Origin of the sequence: Micromonospora pallida, from assembly GCF_900090325.1 — a bacterium.
Taxonomy (GTDB): Bacteria; Actinomycetota; Actinomycetes; order Mycobacteriales; family Micromonosporaceae; genus Micromonospora; species Micromonospora pallida.
Genome location: NZ_FMHW01000002.1, coordinates 7,540,443 through 7,554,301 on the forward strand (window position 1 = coordinate 7,540,443; position 13,859 = coordinate 7,554,301).

Annotated in this window: 16 protein-coding genes, 1 pseudogene and 1 riboswitch; of the genes and pseudogenes, 11 read left to right on the top strand and 6 right to left on the bottom strand. The window is 73.1% G+C overall.

Translation table 11 applies throughout. The features are described from left to right. Positions 1-9: 9 nt before the first annotated feature. The 3 genes from GA0074692_RS32495 to GA0074692_RS32505 all read left to right on the top strand — a co-directional run bounded on the left by GA0074692_RS32495 (position 10) and on the right by GA0074692_RS32505 (position 1,499). Entirely contained in the window at positions 10-819 is an 810-nt protein-coding gene (locus GA0074692_RS32495; protein WP_091654481.1) for an isoprenyl transferase, read from the top strand. Between the two features lie 118 nt (positions 820-937). Further along, a complete protein-coding gene (locus GA0074692_RS32500; protein ID WP_091651987.1) occupies positions 938-1,126 on the top strand; it encodes a hypothetical protein in 189 nt (62 codons plus the stop codon). 151 nt (positions 1,127-1,277) lie between these two features. After that, entirely contained in the window at positions 1,278-1,499 is a 222-nt protein-coding gene (locus GA0074692_RS32505) for a GntR family transcriptional regulator (protein ID WP_091651992.1), read from the top strand. Between the two features lie 35 nt (positions 1,500-1,534). Here GA0074692_RS32505 and GA0074692_RS32510 read toward each other — a convergent pair whose 3' ends face one another. After that, positions 1,535-1,831: an MTH1187 family thiamine-binding protein gene (locus GA0074692_RS32510; protein WP_091651996.1), complete on the bottom strand. Its 297-nt coding sequence runs from the start codon at positions 1,829-1,831 to the stop codon at positions 1,535-1,537. A 250-nt stretch (positions 1,832-2,081) separates the two neighbouring features. Between GA0074692_RS32510 and GA0074692_RS32515 the strand changes: the two genes are divergently transcribed. Beyond that, positions 2,082-2,315, top strand: coding sequence for a hypothetical protein (locus GA0074692_RS32515; RefSeq protein ID WP_091652000.1), 234 nt, complete (start codon positions 2,082-2,084; stop codon positions 2,313-2,315). A gap of 167 nt (positions 2,316-2,482) precedes the next feature. Next, entirely contained in the window at positions 2,483-2,839 is a 357-nt protein-coding gene (locus GA0074692_RS36320; protein ID WP_342672876.1) for a DUF6886 family protein, read from the top strand. A 124-nt stretch (positions 2,840-2,963) separates the two neighbouring features. On the opposite strand, the gene GA0074692_RS32525 is transcribed toward GA0074692_RS36320, so the two are convergent. The 3 genes from GA0074692_RS32525 to GA0074692_RS32535 form a co-directional block, all read right to left on the bottom strand. Next, a complete protein-coding gene (locus GA0074692_RS32525; RefSeq protein WP_091652005.1) occupies positions 2,964-3,764 on the bottom strand; it encodes an energy-coupling factor transporter transmembrane component T family protein in 801 nt (266 codons plus the stop codon). Then, on the bottom strand, positions 3,761-5,236 hold the full coding sequence (locus tag GA0074692_RS32530; protein ID WP_425413373.1) for an ABC transporter ATP-binding protein: 1,476 nt from the start codon (positions 5,234-5,236) through the stop codon (positions 3,761-3,763). The genes GA0074692_RS32525 and GA0074692_RS32530 overlap by 4 nt, the downstream gene beginning before the upstream one ends. A gap of 98 nt (positions 5,237-5,334) precedes the next feature. Continuing rightward, on the bottom strand, positions 5,335-5,928 hold the full coding sequence (locus GA0074692_RS32535) for an ECF transporter S component (RefSeq protein ID WP_091652011.1): 594 nt from the start codon (positions 5,926-5,928) through the stop codon (positions 5,335-5,337). A 75-nt stretch (positions 5,929-6,003) separates the two neighbouring features. Next, a riboswitch (TPP riboswitch) is annotated at positions 6,004-6,108 on the bottom strand. Positions 6,109-6,328: 220 nt separating this feature from the next. Here GA0074692_RS32535 and GA0074692_RS32540 point away from each other — a divergent pair. From GA0074692_RS32540 to GA0074692_RS32565, 6 genes and pseudogenes are all read left to right on the top strand, one after another. After that, positions 6,329-7,336: a permease gene (locus tag GA0074692_RS32540; RefSeq protein ID WP_091652014.1), complete on the top strand. Its 1,008-nt coding sequence runs from the start codon at positions 6,329-6,331 to the stop codon at positions 7,334-7,336. Beyond that, a complete protein-coding gene (locus GA0074692_RS32545; protein ID WP_091652017.1) occupies positions 7,333-8,097 on the top strand; it encodes a TIGR03943 family putative permease subunit in 765 nt (254 codons plus the stop codon). Before GA0074692_RS32540 ends, GA0074692_RS32545 begins: the two co-directional genes overlap by 4 nt. Before the next feature lie 61 nt (positions 8,098-8,158). Then, a pseudogene (locus tag GA0074692_RS32550) lies at positions 8,159-8,988 on the top strand (alpha/beta fold hydrolase). Positions 8,989-8,996: 8 nt separating this feature from the next. After that, entirely contained in the window at positions 8,997-9,824 is an 828-nt protein-coding gene (locus tag GA0074692_RS32555; protein WP_091654484.1) for a sugar isomerase domain-containing protein, read from the top strand. Positions 9,825-10,150: 326 nt separating this feature from the next. Continuing rightward, positions 10,151-10,651 (top strand): DUF6328 family protein, encoded by a 501-nt coding sequence (locus GA0074692_RS32560; protein WP_091652020.1) that lies wholly within the window; start codon positions 10,151-10,153, stop codon positions 10,649-10,651. A gap of 221 nt (positions 10,652-10,872) precedes the next feature. After that, positions 10,873-12,849: an acyl-CoA dehydrogenase family protein gene (locus GA0074692_RS32565; RefSeq protein ID WP_091652024.1), complete on the top strand. Its 1,977-nt coding sequence runs from the start codon at positions 10,873-10,875 to the stop codon at positions 12,847-12,849. Between the two features lie 206 nt (positions 12,850-13,055). On the opposite strand, the gene GA0074692_RS35115 is transcribed toward GA0074692_RS32565, so the two are convergent. Beyond that, the gene (locus tag GA0074692_RS35115) at positions 13,056-13,223 is read right to left on the bottom strand and encodes a hypothetical protein (RefSeq protein ID WP_176738643.1); all 168 of its coding nucleotides are present in this window, start codon (positions 13,221-13,223) and stop codon (positions 13,056-13,058) included. Positions 13,224-13,232: 9 nt separating this feature from the next. Next, positions 13,233-13,838, bottom strand: a complete 606-nt coding sequence (locus GA0074692_RS32570) for a hypothetical protein (RefSeq protein WP_091652028.1) — start codon at positions 13,836-13,838, stop codon at positions 13,233-13,235. Between the last annotated feature and the right edge of the window lie 21 nt (positions 13,839-13,859).

Consider the following 13,859-nt stretch of genomic DNA (forward strand, 5'->3'; position numbering starts at 1 on the left):
ATCCGATCGATGAGGACGGGCCGGCGGACGCCGACGCCGCCGACGCCGCACCCGTCCGGGGCCCGGCCGCCGGCGCTGCCCGCCGAGGCGCTGCCGAAGCATGTCGCGGTGGTGATGGACGGCAACGGCCGGTGGGCCAAGGATCGGGGCCTGCCCCGCACCAAGGGGCACGAGGCGGGGGAGTTCTCCCTCTTCGACACCATCGAGGGCGCGATCGAGTTGGGCATCCCGTACCTCTCGGCGTACGCCTTTTCCACCGAGAACTGGCGGCGCTCGCCCGACGAGGTCCGCTTCCTGATGGGCTTCAACCGGGACGTCATCCGGCGTCGCCGGGACCAGCTCGTCGAGCTGGGCGTCCGGGTGGTCTGGTCGGGGCGGGCCGGTCGGCTCTGGAAGAGCGTGATCAGCGAGTTGCAGACCGCCGAGGAGATGTCGACGGACAACTCCACGCTGACCCTCCAGTTCTGCGTCAACTACGGCGGCCAGGCCGAGATCGCGGACGCCGCCGCCGCGATCGCCCGGGACGCCGCCGCCGGCAAGCTCGACCCGGCGAAGGTCACCGAGAAGACGGTCGCGAAGTATCTGTACCACCCGGAGGTCCCCGAGGTGGACCTCTTCCTCCGGCCCTCCGGCGAGGAGCGGATCTCCAACTTCCTGCTCTGGCAGAGCGCGTACGCCGAGCTGGTCTTCCTGGACACCCTCTGGCCGGACTTCGACCGCCGGCACCTCTGGTACGCCTGCGAGCTGTACGCGCAGCGCGACCGGAGGTTCGGGGGTGCCCTGCCCAACCCGGTCGCCCCGCCCGCCCCGACCGTCTGAGCCCCGGGTACCGCACAGGGCGTTGACCGTGTCGGGTGACCTGCCACGCAGCGCGGCTTACGGTTCGCCGTACCTGGGTACTGCCTGGTCAGCAGCTATCCACGGAGGTGAACCGACGATGATCCAGAAGCGGATCGGACAGTGGGCGATCATGGCGGTCGCGGTGCCGCTGGCGGCTGTCGGCGCGCGCCGACTCAGCCACACCATCGAGGCCCGGCGCGGCCCGTCCGGCATCAGCCGGCTGCTCAGCAAGGGGGCCGACATCCTGCGGCCGCAGAAGGCGAAGCGACGGCGTCGGTTCTGGTGACACCGCCGCCCCGCGCGTTCCGCGCACGGCGGGGCCCGTCCGGCGTACGAGGGGGTTCGTTGGACGTGCGACGGGGTTGCGGTGGCGGGTTTCCGACCGCCCGCCGCAACCCCGCTCGCGGTACGAGGAGTTTGATAATTAGCATCGAGGCGTGCCGTATGAGCAGGCCGAGTACCGCCGGATCGCGGACCGGATCACTCAGCAGATCAGATCCGGCGAGTTGACGGCGCACGACAAGCTGCCGTCCACCGCCGAACACCACGTCTCGCTCGCCACCGTGAACCGCGCCTTCGGACTGCTGCACGATCGTGGGCTCGTGTACGGCCGGCAGGGCAAGGGCGTCTTCGTGGCCGAGGGACACGCGTCAAGCTGATCGGGGTCACCCGAACAGACGCGTTCGTACCCGTGTCAGTTCTCGGCGAGGCGGGCCTCGATGTGGGCGACCTTGCTGGTGAGGGCGTCGGTCACGCCCGGTCGTACGTCCGCCTTGAGTACGACGCTGACCCGGGGTGCCTGCGCGGCGACCACGTCTACTGCCTGTTTGACCACCGCCATCACCTCGTCCCACTCGCCCTCGACGGTGGTGAACATGGCGTCGGTGCGGTTCGGCAGGCCGGACTCCCGGACCACCCGGACCGCCTCGGCGACCAGGTCACCGACCGACTCACCGACGCCGAGCGGGGTAATCGAGAACGCGATCAGCATGCCGCCGATCGTCTCCGGTAATTCGGGTGCGCGCCAGCCGGACGTCGGATAGCGTCCTGGACATGCGCTACTGACGCCCTGTGCCGAGCCAGGTCCACCGCCATCGCCGTGGACCGTGCCGCCGGGCGTGCGCGTACCCGTCCGTCGCTGTCGCGACGTCTCCGTGGTCGGCCGTCCCGGGGCATTCCCGTTCCCCGCTCGCCGACCGTACCGGCCGCTCCGGACGGTCCCTCGTTGAAGGAGGCACCGTATGCCTGCCAAGCGCAAGCCGAAGAAGTCCCGTCCGTCCGCGCCGAAGCCGTCCCTGCTGGAGGTGACCCCGCCGGACCTGGACACGATCGCGGTGGCTCCGGTGAGTCTGCCGGCCGGTTCCACCCCGCCGCAGGCACCGAAGTCCGGGCCGCCCCAGCGGGGCGCGGCCTTCGCCGCCGGTAGCAGCCGTCCCGCCGCGCAGAGTCGCCAGTACGCCTTCCGGCGTAGCTGAGCCGCCAGTACGTCTTGCGGCGTAGCTGACCGGTCCCGGGTGGGTCGGGGCGACACACCGCCCCGACCCACCGTGCCCGGCGTGAAACCGGTCGATGCTGTCCCGCCGGTGAGGTATACCCGACCGAATGCGACCAGGCCCAGGACAGGTTCTGCACTTCTCCGAGGATCCGACGCTTCGTACCGCATGTCGCCCCAACCGCCCGCCAGGCCGACGCGTACGTCTGGGCCGTCGACCACGACCGCGCTCCCGGCTACTGGTTTCCCCGGCAGTGCCCCCGGGCGATGGCCTGGGTGCGGGCGGCGACCACCTCGGCGGACGACCACGCCCACGTCGCGGTCGAGCCGGTCGAGCCGCTTGGCCCACCCGAGCCGGTGGGCGACCTGTTCGAATGCCACGCCGAGGCCGGAATCCAGCTCCGCGTGCTGAACAACCTCTGGTCGTTCTGGGACGCCGTCACCACCAGCACGCTGGGTTTCAGCGGGATCCGGCTGCGCCACGCGTCCCCCCGCCCGCCGGCGTGACCCCCTGACCGGACCGTCGGCCGATCTCGATCGCCCGGCCGACCCAATGGTCTGGGTGGTAGCAGGGGTCCCCTCCTCATCAAAATGCGGTAACAGGGGACCCCTGCTACCACCAGTCCCCGGGTCAGCCGATCAGGGGGCGGAAGGTGCCGAGCGCGATGCTCACTCCCAGGGCCGCGCCGGCCAGCACCGTCGCCGCGACGACCAGCAGCCCGTCCGCGACGGTGAACCGCTGCCGGCGGGCGGTCGTACGTGGGGTGCCGGCGTCGAAGCCGCGCGCGTCCATCGCCACGGCCAGCCGGGTGCCCCGGCGGATCGCCCCGACCAGCAGCCCGAACGCGGTGGAGACGAAGAGCCGGAGCTTCGCCAGCGGGTTGCGGCCGGCGTCCACGCCCCGGGCCCGGCGGGCCAGGCTGATCATCTGCCACTCCTGACCGAGCATCGGCACCAGCCGGAACGCGGCCAGCGCGCCGATGGCGAACCGGGGCGGGGCCTTGGCGTTCTGGATCAGCGCGTCGGCCAGGTCGGTCGGGTCGGTGGTGGCGAAGACGATCACGCCGGGCAGCGCCACCGCGAGCATCCGCAGCACCAGCCCGAGCGCGGTGACCAGCACCCCGGTGGTCACCAGCACGGGGCCGGCGTCGACGAGTACCCGGCCCTCCCGCTCGGCAGCGAAGAGCACCAGGGTGACCACGATGCCGACCGCGCCGAGCAGCAGCGGCGCGGCCCGCCGGGCGAGCACCCCGTACCGGACCCCGAACAGCGGGAGCACGGCCAGTTCGATCGCGATGGCGATCGCCGGGGCGACCGGGTCGAGGGTGGCGACCAGGGTGAACGAGAAGAGCAGCGCCGCCGCGAGCTTCGCCACCGGATTGCGGCGGGCCAGCGGCGCGGTCGGGTCGGCGACCGGCTCGAGGCTGATCACGACCGCTCCTCCCCGCTGGCCCCGGTCGAGGCGGGCTTACCGTCCGCCCCGGCCTGCGACGCGGGGCGGCGCAGGATCACCCGCCGGTCGGCGAGGGCGTCGACGAAGTCCGGGTCGTGGGTGACCGTCACGATGCCGTGCCCGGCGTCGCGCAGCCCGGCGAACAGGTCGACCAGCTCCGACCAGGTGCGCCGGTCCTGCCCGAAGGTGGGCTCGTCGCAGATCAGCAGCCGGGGCGCGGTGGCCAGGGCGGTCGCCACGCTCAGCCGCCGCGCCTCCCCACCCGAGAGGGTGTATGGGTTGGCGAGGGCCAGCCGTTCCAGCCGGAGCCGGGTCAGCAGCTCGTCCACGGTGGCCCGGACGGTCGCCTCCGGTTGCCCGGTGCGGCGTGGCCCGAGGGCCAGCTCGTCGAAGACCGTACCGGTGACGAACTGGTGTTCCGGGTCCTGGAAGACCGAGCCGATCCGGTTGGCCAGCGCGGGTGCGCGCCAGCGGTGCGGGGAAGTACGCCGGTCGGTGCCGGCCAGTTCGGCGCTGGCGGTCAACCGGCCGGTGCCCGGTCGGAGCAGTCCGCCGAGGAGCAGCGCGAGGGTGGACTTGCCGGCCCCGTTCGGCCCGAGGACGGCGAGCGCCTCGCCGGCGCGTACCGGAAGATCGGTGGGGGCCAGCCGGGGCGGCAGGCCGAGCCGTTCGGCGGTGAGCAGCACCTCCCCGGGTGGCCGGGCCGCCCGGCGGGGCGGCACCGGGTGGCCGGGCACCCAGACCCCGTCGGCGGCGAGCGCGGCACCGTGCTCGGCGAAGACCCGATCGGGCGGGCCGTCAGCCCGCACCCCGCCACCGGCGGCGAGGACGACCACCCGGTCGACCAGCGGCAGCGCCTCGGCGACCCGGTGCTCGACCAGGACCAGTGTGGTGTCGGCGTCCACCGCGTCGGCGATCGCCCGCCGGATCAGGGCCGCCCCGGCCGGGTCGAGGTTGGCGGTCGGCTCGTCGAGCAGCAGCAACCCGGGCCGCAGCGCGAGCGCCCCGGCCAGGGCGAGTCGTTGCTGCTCCCCGCCGGAGAGCGCGGCGGTGGGCCGGTCGCGGTGGTACGGGAAGCCGACCCGGGCCAGCGCCTCGTCGACCCGGGGCCAGATCCGCTCGGCCGGCACCCCCCGGTTCTCCAGCCCGAACGCCACGTCGTCGCCGCAGCGGGCCATGACGAGTTGACTCTCCGGGTCCTGGAAGACCACGCCCACCCGGTCCCGCGCCCGGTGCGGCGGGAGCCCGTCGAGCCCGATGTCGCCCTCCTGCTCGCCGGAGTCCTCCGGCAGCAGTCCGGCCAGCGCGGCCAGCAGTGTGCTCTTGCCCGCGCCGGACGGCCCGAGCAACAGCACCCGCTCGCCGCTCTCGATGCGCAGGTCGACGTCCCGAACGGCCCACGCCTTCCGTCCCGCGTGCCGCCACCCGAATCCCCGGACCTCCACCCGCACCGCGTTCACCTCTCTGCACTGATCAAGAGGTTTGCGTCAGGGAATCGGCCTCCGGTTGACGCAAACCTCTTGATCAACACGGCAGAGCGGGGTGAGGGTCAGATGGGGGTGCGGTGGTTTCGGGCGGCGGGGAGGTGGGCCAGGGCTCCGGTGTTGGCCAGGGCGCTGGTCAGGGCGTAACCGCCGGCACCGGCGACCACCGCGGCGCTGACCACGGTGAGCAGCGCGTACGGGATGCGGTAGCCGACCAGGTCGTACTCGGCGTTCCAGACGAGGAAGTCGAACAGCGCCGCGCCGACACCGGTCAGCGCCCCGGCGAGCAGCGCGGTCGGCAGCCGGAAGCTGCGGTACCGGAAGGCGGCGAAGGCCAACTCCGCGCCGAGACCCTGGACGATGCCCTGCGGGATGACCGTGCCGGCCCACTGGCTGCCCAGCAGCGCGGACAGCACCGCCGCCACGGTCTCGCAGTACAGGGCCGCGCCGGGCTTGCGGATCACCAGGCCACCGACCACGGCCGGCATCAGCCAGACGCCGTAGATGAGGGTCTGCGCCGGCGGGAAGAAGGCGAACGCGCCGGATGTCGCGCTCCAGACCAGGCCCCAGGCCCAGAAGATGACGCCGAAGGCGACCGCGATCACCGAGGCGACCACGATGTCGACGGTACGCCAACGGGGGTTGTCGAGCTTGCTCATGTGTACGTGCTCCCAGTCCTGTGCGAACCAGGCAAACGCACGTCGTACGCCCGGTGGCACCGGACGACGACGCGGCTGGAGACTGACCGAACTCCCTGCGCTGGCATTACCCAGATCAGGTTCGAGGGTCTGCGGGCGGTGCCCACACTCTCAGCGCTGTGCGCTCCCCTGTCGGATGTGAAGTTGTTGCGCAGACGCTAGCACCGCGACGCGCCGGAACCCAGGGGCGATGTCCCTGTGATGACGTCGGCCACGTCACTGTCCGGGTTAGGGTGGGGCACTCCCCGTACCCGAGCCCGTCGATCCGGAAGGGACGACCGTGACCTCTGCCGACCAGGCCACGCCGGGTTCCGGCGCACCCAGTACGGCCGGGCCGCCCGCCGGAGCCGGCCCCGTCCCGGTGGCGGGTGGACCGGGGGAGAGGCCGGCGGCGGGCGGGGCGGGGCGGTGGCTGCGCGAGCGGGTCGGCTCGGTGGAGGTGCTGGCGGCGGTCCTGGTTCTGCTGGTGCTCTTCCGGGAGCCGATCGGCGCCGCGATCTCCGCACCGCGCATGCAGACCTGGACCACCGTTTTCGTCTCGGTCATGGTCCAGGCGGTGCCGTTCCTGGTGTTCGGGGTGCTGCTCTCGGCGGTGATCGCGGTCTTCGTACCGCGTTCGTTCTGGGCCCGGGCGCTGCCCCGACATCCGGCGCTCGCCGTGCCGGTGGCCAGCGCCGCCGGGGTGGTCCTGCCCGGGTGCGAGTGCGGGTCGGTGCCGATCGCCGGTTCGCTGATCCGCCGGGGGGTCACCCCGGCCGCCGCGCTGGCCTTCCTGCTCGCCGCCCCGGCGATCAACCCGATCGTGCTCACCGCCACCGCGGTCGCCTTCCCCGACAACCCGGAGATGGTCCTCGGTCGGGGCCTGGCCAGCCTGGTCGTCGCCATGATCATGGGTTGGCTCTGGCTGCGGCTGGGCCGGACCGACTGGATCCGGCTGCCACACCGACCCGACCTGGACGGCCTGGCCCGGGGTGTGGCGTTCTGGTCGGCGGTACGCCACGACGTGGTGCACGCCGGTGGGTTCCTGGTGCTCGGCGCGATGGCCGCCGCCAGCATCAACGTGCTGGTGCCGGAGCGCTGGTTGCAGACCCTGGCCGACGACCCGGTGCTCTCGGTGCTGGCCCTGGCGGTGCTGGCCGTGCTGCTGTCCATCTGCTCCGAGGCGGACGCCTTCGTCGCCGCGTCGCTGTCCCAGTTCTCGCTGACCTCCCGGCTGGTCTTCCTGGTGGTCGGTCCGATGGTGGACCTGAAACTCGTCTCGATGCAGGTCGGGGCCTTCGGCCGGCGGTTCGCGTTCCGGTTCGCCCCGACCACCTTCGTGGTGGCCGTCCTGGTGGCCGTCGGCGTGGGAACGGTGGTGGTCCGATGAACCGGCAGGCCCAGGCGGTCGTCCTGCTGCTGCTCGGGGGTGCGGTGCTGCGGGCCAGCCTCACCGACCTGCACCTGCGCTACGTCAAGGAGGGCCTGCAACCCTTCCTGGTCGCCGCCGGGCTGGTGCTGGTGGCCGCCGCCGCGATGACCCTCTGGTATGAACTGCGCCCCGACGCGGCCGACGACCCGGACGACCACGGCAAGGCGCGCGACCACGGGTACGACGATGCGCACGACCACGACCACGACGGGGCGCACGGGCACGGGGCGCGGGTCGGGTGGCTGCTCATCCTCCCGGTGCTCGGGCTGCTGCTGGTCGCCCCGCCGGCCCTCGGCTCGTACGCCGCCGGTCAGGCCGGGACGGTGCTGTCCGAAGAGACGTCCTCGGACTACCCGCCGTTGCCGGCGGGGGATCCGGTCCGGATCACCGTGCTGGACTACGCCGCTCGGGCGCTGTTCGACCGGGGACACTCCATCGGGGACCGGCGGGTCCAGTTGACCGGGTTCGTCACCACCGGCCCGGACGGGCAGCCCATCCTGGCCCGCATGATCCTGTCCTGCTGCGCCGCCGACGGCCGCCCGGTGAAGCTCGGTCTCACCGGCGACGTGCCCACCGGTCTGGCCGACGACAGTTGGGTCGAGGTGACCGGCCGCTACACCGACCGGGTCGGCCGGGACCCGGTCAACGACGCGGAGGTGCCGTACCTGGAGGTGGAGTCCTGGCGTCCGGTGCCGACCCCGAAGCAGCAGTACGAGTAGGGCCGCGCCCCCGCGTCCCGGCGGGCATTCCGGGAGCCGTCGCGCCGGTAGGCTGCCGGGCATGAGGATCGATGCCCGGGGGTTGACGTTCGACGTGCACGCCGACGGTCCGGCCGACGGTGACCCGGTGCTGCTGCTGCACGGGTTCCCCAGCACAGTGGCGAGTGGGTCGACCTGCTGCCGGCGCTGCACGCCGCCGGGCTGCGGACGTACGCGCTGGACCAGCGGGGCTACTCACCCGGTGCCCGACCGACCGAGGTGGAGGCGTACCGGCTGGGTGAGTGCGTGGCCGACGCGGTGGCCGTCCTCGACGCGCTCGGCGTGCCCACCGCGCACGTGGTCGGCCACGACTGGGGGTCGATCGTGGCGTGGGCGCTGGCCGCCGGGCACCCGGAGCGGGTGCGTACCCTGACCGCCGTCTCGGTGCCGCACCCGGCCGCCATGACGAACGCCATCGCTCAGGACCGGCAGCAGAAGGCCCGCTCCTCGTACATGCTGCTGTTCCGCAAGGCGGGCAAGGCCGAGAAGGTGCTGCTCGCGTTGCAGGGGGCCGCCCTGCGCAAGCTGCTCGGCGGGGTGGGCGACCGGGAGCGCGTCGAGTCGTACGTGCGGCCGATGCGCGAGCCGGGCGCGTTGACCGCGGCGCTGAACTGGTATCGGGCGATGACCCGACGGGATCTGGTCGGCACCGGTCCGGTGTCGGTGCCGACCACCTACGTCTGGAGCGACCGGGACGTCGCGGTCGGCCGGGTCGCCGCCGAGGCGTGCGCCGGGTACGTCACCGGGGACTATCGGTTCGTCGAACTCACCGGGGTGAGCCACTGGATTCCGGACGAGGCGCCGGGGGCACTCGCCGAGGCCGTCCTCGCCCAGGTGGAGGCGGTAAGGTGACCGGCCCGATGGATGGTCCAGTGCCCGGCTCGGTGGACGGCCCGGTGATCGGCCCTGCGGACCCCTCAGGGTGGGACGGGACGGCTGCACCGGTCAGCGCCGAGGGCTACCTGTCGGTGGTGCAGGCGACCATCGCCCGGGTCGCCACCGGCCAGCGTACGGCGGTGGCCCGCGCGGCCGACCTGGTCGCCGACGCGATCCGTGCCGGCGGGGTGGTCCAGGCGTTCGGCACCGGGCACTCCGAGGCGCTGGCGATGGAGGTCGCCGGTCGGGCCGGCGGGCTGGTGCCGACCAACCGGATCGCCCTGCGCGACCTGGTGCTGCACGGCGGCGCACCGGTCGACGTCCTCGGCCCCACCCTGGAACGGGACCCGGCGGTCGCGCACCGGCTCTGGGCACTGACCCCGGTACGTCCGCCGGACGTCTTCGTGATCGCCTCCAACTCGGGTATCAACGGCGCGGTGGTCGAGTTCGCCTCGCTGGTCAAGCGGCACGGGCATGGGCTGGTGGCGATCGTCTCGGCGGCGCACTCGGCCCGGGTGCCGTCCCGCCACCCCGACGGGCACCGGCTCGCCGACTTCGCCGACGTGCTGCTGGACAACGGCGCCCCGTACGGCGACGCCTCCCTGCCACTGCCCACCGGCGGCGCGGTCGGGGCGGTCTCCTCGATCACCGCGGCCCTGCTGGCCCAGCAGATCGTGGTGGAGGTGGTGGCCCGGTTGCTCGCGGCGGGGGAGCCGCCCCCGGTCTACCTGTCGGCGAACGTGCCGGACGGCGACGCGCACAACTCCGAACTGGAGGCCCGGTACGCGGGCCGGCTCCGGCGCGGCACCTGACCCGGCGGCCCGCTGGCCCGCTGGCCCGCCGGCCCGCCGCTCGGGCGGTCGGGCGGCCCGGCGGTCGGGCAGCCGGGTGTCGCCCCCTGACCGACACGGATTGCCCAGGGTCGCCCAGGGCCGTCCCTGATCGACTCGGATTGCGGTAGGTCGGGGTGTCGCGGGCTCCGGAGACCCCGACCTACCGCAATCCGGGACGGCCGGCGGCATGACCCCGGCCGGACGCGGGCAGGGGACGCGTTTCGCGGCGTGGGGCACGGGGCAAACGCTGTGCTGCCGGCGGCGTGGGCGTACCGCCGGTACCTGACCATGACGGAGGTGGCGGTTTGTCCAGGGAGACCGAGAAGCAGCGTTGGCAGCGCAACTTCGCCGACCTGTTGCAGGAGCTTCGGGTTGCCCAGACGGGCGTGCAGATCCTCTTCGCCTTCCTGCTCACGCTGCCCTTCAGCGCCGGCTTCACCAAGGTCACCAACTTTCAGAAGGACGCGTACGTCGTCTCGCTGCTCGCCGCCGCCGCCGCGACCGCGATGATCATCTCCCCGGTAGCGTTCCACCGGGCGCTGTTCCGCCAGGGCCGTAAGCCGGAGCTGGTCCGCTTTGCCCACCGGATGGCGACCGGCGGACTCGCCTTCATGCTCGTCTCGATGGTCAGCGCGGTGTTGCTGATCACCGACTTCATCCTGGACCGGCCGATCGCCCTCCTGCTGAGCACGGTCACCGGCCTGTGGTTCCTGACCTTCTGGGTGCTCCTGCCGTTCGTCCGCCGCAACTGGGGTGATGACGACGATGACGAAGACGACGACTCGCCGGTAGGCCAGGGCGACTGAGGGAACCTCCCGGTTCCGTCTCGGGTCGGCCCGTGCCGAGTGCGCGCGGCCCGGCCCAGTTCCGCGCCGGACGTACGCGGCCCGGCCGGCTCGGTGCCGGGCGGGTGCGGCCCGGTCAGGGTCGGGCGTAGGCGACGCTACTCCTGGGTAACAACTGGGGTGGCGTCGTTCCCTGTTGAGCGGGGACCGCGCGCGAACGGAACGAGGTACGAGGGGGCAGCATGAGCATCACGCGGCACGACCGCCCGGCGTCCGACCCCGACGGGGTGGGCCCGCTGCCGAAGGAGGCGGGGCAGGCCTCGGAGAAGGAGGCCCGGCAGGTCGCCGAGGCGGCCCGCGAGTCGGCCTGGGACCGGCCGAGCTTCGGCCGGGAATTGTTCCTCGGCCGGCTCCGACTCGACCTGATCGACCCCTGGCCCCGTACCGATCCGGCTGACGACGCGCGCGCCGAGGAGTTCCTCGGCACGCTGCGGGCCTACCTGAAGTCCGAGGTGGACGCCGCGGCGATCGAGCGCGACGCGTCCATTCCGGACGAGGTCTTCCACGGGCTCGCCCGCATCGGCGCCTTCGGGATGAAGATCGACCCGGCGTTCGGCGGCCTCGGGCTGAGCAACCTGCACTACTGCCGGGCGCTGATGCTGGCCGGCTCGGTCAGCCCGGCGATCGGCGCGCTGCTCAGCGCCCACCAGTCCATCGGTGTGCCGCAGCCGTTGAAGATGTTCGGCACCGAAGAGCAGAAGCAGCGCTTCCTGCCCCGGCTGGCCGCCGGTGAGGTCTCCGCCTTCCTGCTCACCGAGCCGGACGTCGGCTCGGACCCGGCCCGGCTGGGCACCACCGCCGAGCCGACCGCCGACGGCACCGGCTACCGGCTCAACGGGGTGAAGCTCTGGGCCACCAACGGCACGATCGCCACCCTGCTGGTGGTGATGGCCCGGGTGCCGGGCGGCGAGGGACGGCGCGGTGGCATCACCGCCTTCGTGGTCGACGGCGACGCCGAGGGCATCACCGTGGAACGGCGCAACGCGTTCGTCGGGCTGCGCGGCCTGGAGAACAGCCTCACCCGCTTCCACGACGTCTTCGTCCCGAAGGAGAACGTGATCGGCGGCGAGGGCAAGGGACTCCGGATCGCCCTGAGCACGCTGAACACCGGCCGGCTCTCCCTGCCGGCGATGTGCGTCGGCGCCGGCAAGTGGTCGCTGAACGTGGCCCGGCAGTGGGCCGCCGACCGGGTGCAGTGGGGCCGGCCGGTCGCCGAGCACGAGGCGGTCGCCACCAAGCTCTCCTTCATCGCCGCCACCACGTACGGCATGGAGTCCATGCTGGACCTCTCCTGCCTGCTCGCCGACGACGACCGCAACGACATCCGAATCGAGGCGGCCCTGGCCAAGCTCTACGCCAGCGAGATGGCCTGGCGGATCGCCGACGAACTGGTGCAGATCCGGGGTGGGCGGGGCTACGAGACCGCCGAGTCGCTGGCCGCCCGGGGAGAACGCCCGGCCGCCGTCGAGCAGGTGCTCCGCGACCTGCGGATCAACCGGATCTTCGAGGGCTCCACCGAGATCATGCACCTGCTGATCGCCCGGGAGGCGGTCGACGCGCACCTCTCGGTCGCCGGGGACATCATCGACCCGGACGCCGGGCTCGGCCGCAAGGCGCGCGCTGGAGCCCGTGCCGGAGCCTTCTACGCCCGGTGGCTGCCCACCCTCGTGGTCGGCCGGGGCCAGGCCCCCGGGTCGTACGCCGAGTTCGGCCCGCTCGCCGGCCACCTGCGCCACGTCGAGCGGACCGCCCGCAAGCTGGCCCGCTCGACGTTCTACGGGATGTCCCGCTGGCAGGGGAAGATGGAGCGCAAGCAGGCGTTCCTCGGCCGGATCGTGGACATCGGGGCGGAGCTGTTCGCCATGTCAGCGGTCTGCGTCCGCGCGCACGCGGAACGGGACACCCATCCCGAGGGACGCGAACTGGCCGACCTGTTCTGCCGCCAGGCCCGGCTGCGGGTCGAGCAGCTCCTCACCAACCTCTGGTCGAACACCGACCCGGTCGACGTGGTCGCCGCGCGGCGGATCGTCGCCGGCCGGTACGCCAGTCTCGAGGAGGGTGTGCTCACCCCGCCGGATGACCTGCCCTGGGTGGCCCGCTGGGAGCCGGGCCCATCCACCGTGCCGGACGTCCGCCGCCGCATCCCGCCGCCCCGCTGACCGAGCCCCGGGAGCCGGCCGCCGACCTGCCCTGGTAGCCGGACCGGTCCCGGCCGCGTCGGTCTGTCCCGGCCATCGACCCGCGCCGGCTCGGCCGTCGTCCTGCCCGGCCATCGACCGGCTCGGCCGTCGTCCTGCCCGGCCGTTATCCGGGCCGGCCATCGTCCTGTGCCGGTGTCCACCGTTTCGTCGCGGCGGGCACCCGGTCAGCGGTTGAGCGCCCAGACCAGTACGGCCACCACGATCACTGCGTTCAGCACACCGAGCACGACGTACGCCGAGGCCGGCATTTTCTGGCCCCGTCGGGCGAGACTCATCAGGTATCCGGCGTAGCCGAGCAGCAGCACGGCCATGACGATCAGGAAGTAGAGCACCGGTCGACCTTAGCGGTCCGTCCGTAGGCCCAGTTCACGCAGTTCCAGGGCGGCCAGCGCGTCGACGGTGGCCGGGTCGCCGCGCCGCCACGCCTCGGCCACGTCGGGGGCGATCCGGGTGAGCCGGCCCAGCGGCTGCCCGGCCAGCGCCCGCAGGGCGAGCAGGTCCCGGCCGGCCGGGACGGACCGCAGCGCCGCCGCCGCGCCGGCCCGGCGCATCCAGCGCAACCGAAGCGGCAGCCAGCCGAACAGGACCAGGCCGAGCGGGAACACCAGCACGGCCACGGCCAGCGCCAGGGCCAGCTGGTCGACCAGTTCCTGCTGGTCCCGGCCAGCTTCGGCGACCGCCCGGGCGGCCTCGGCGGCCCGCTCGAACGGGGTGGTCAGCTCGTCGCCGACCAGCGGGACCCGGCCGACCTTGCCGCTGGCGTCGGCCAGGTTGTCGGCCAGGCCACCACCCGCCCCCTCCAGCTTCCGGCCGGGTTCGGCGAGCCGCTGCACCAGGTCGTGCAGCCACATCGCGCCGCGGATCGCGGCATACACCCAGGCGACGACGAGCAGGTCGGTGACGAGTTGACGGGCGGCGGTGGGAAAACGGTCGGCGTAGATCCTCACGCCGCACAGCGTGCCACGGGG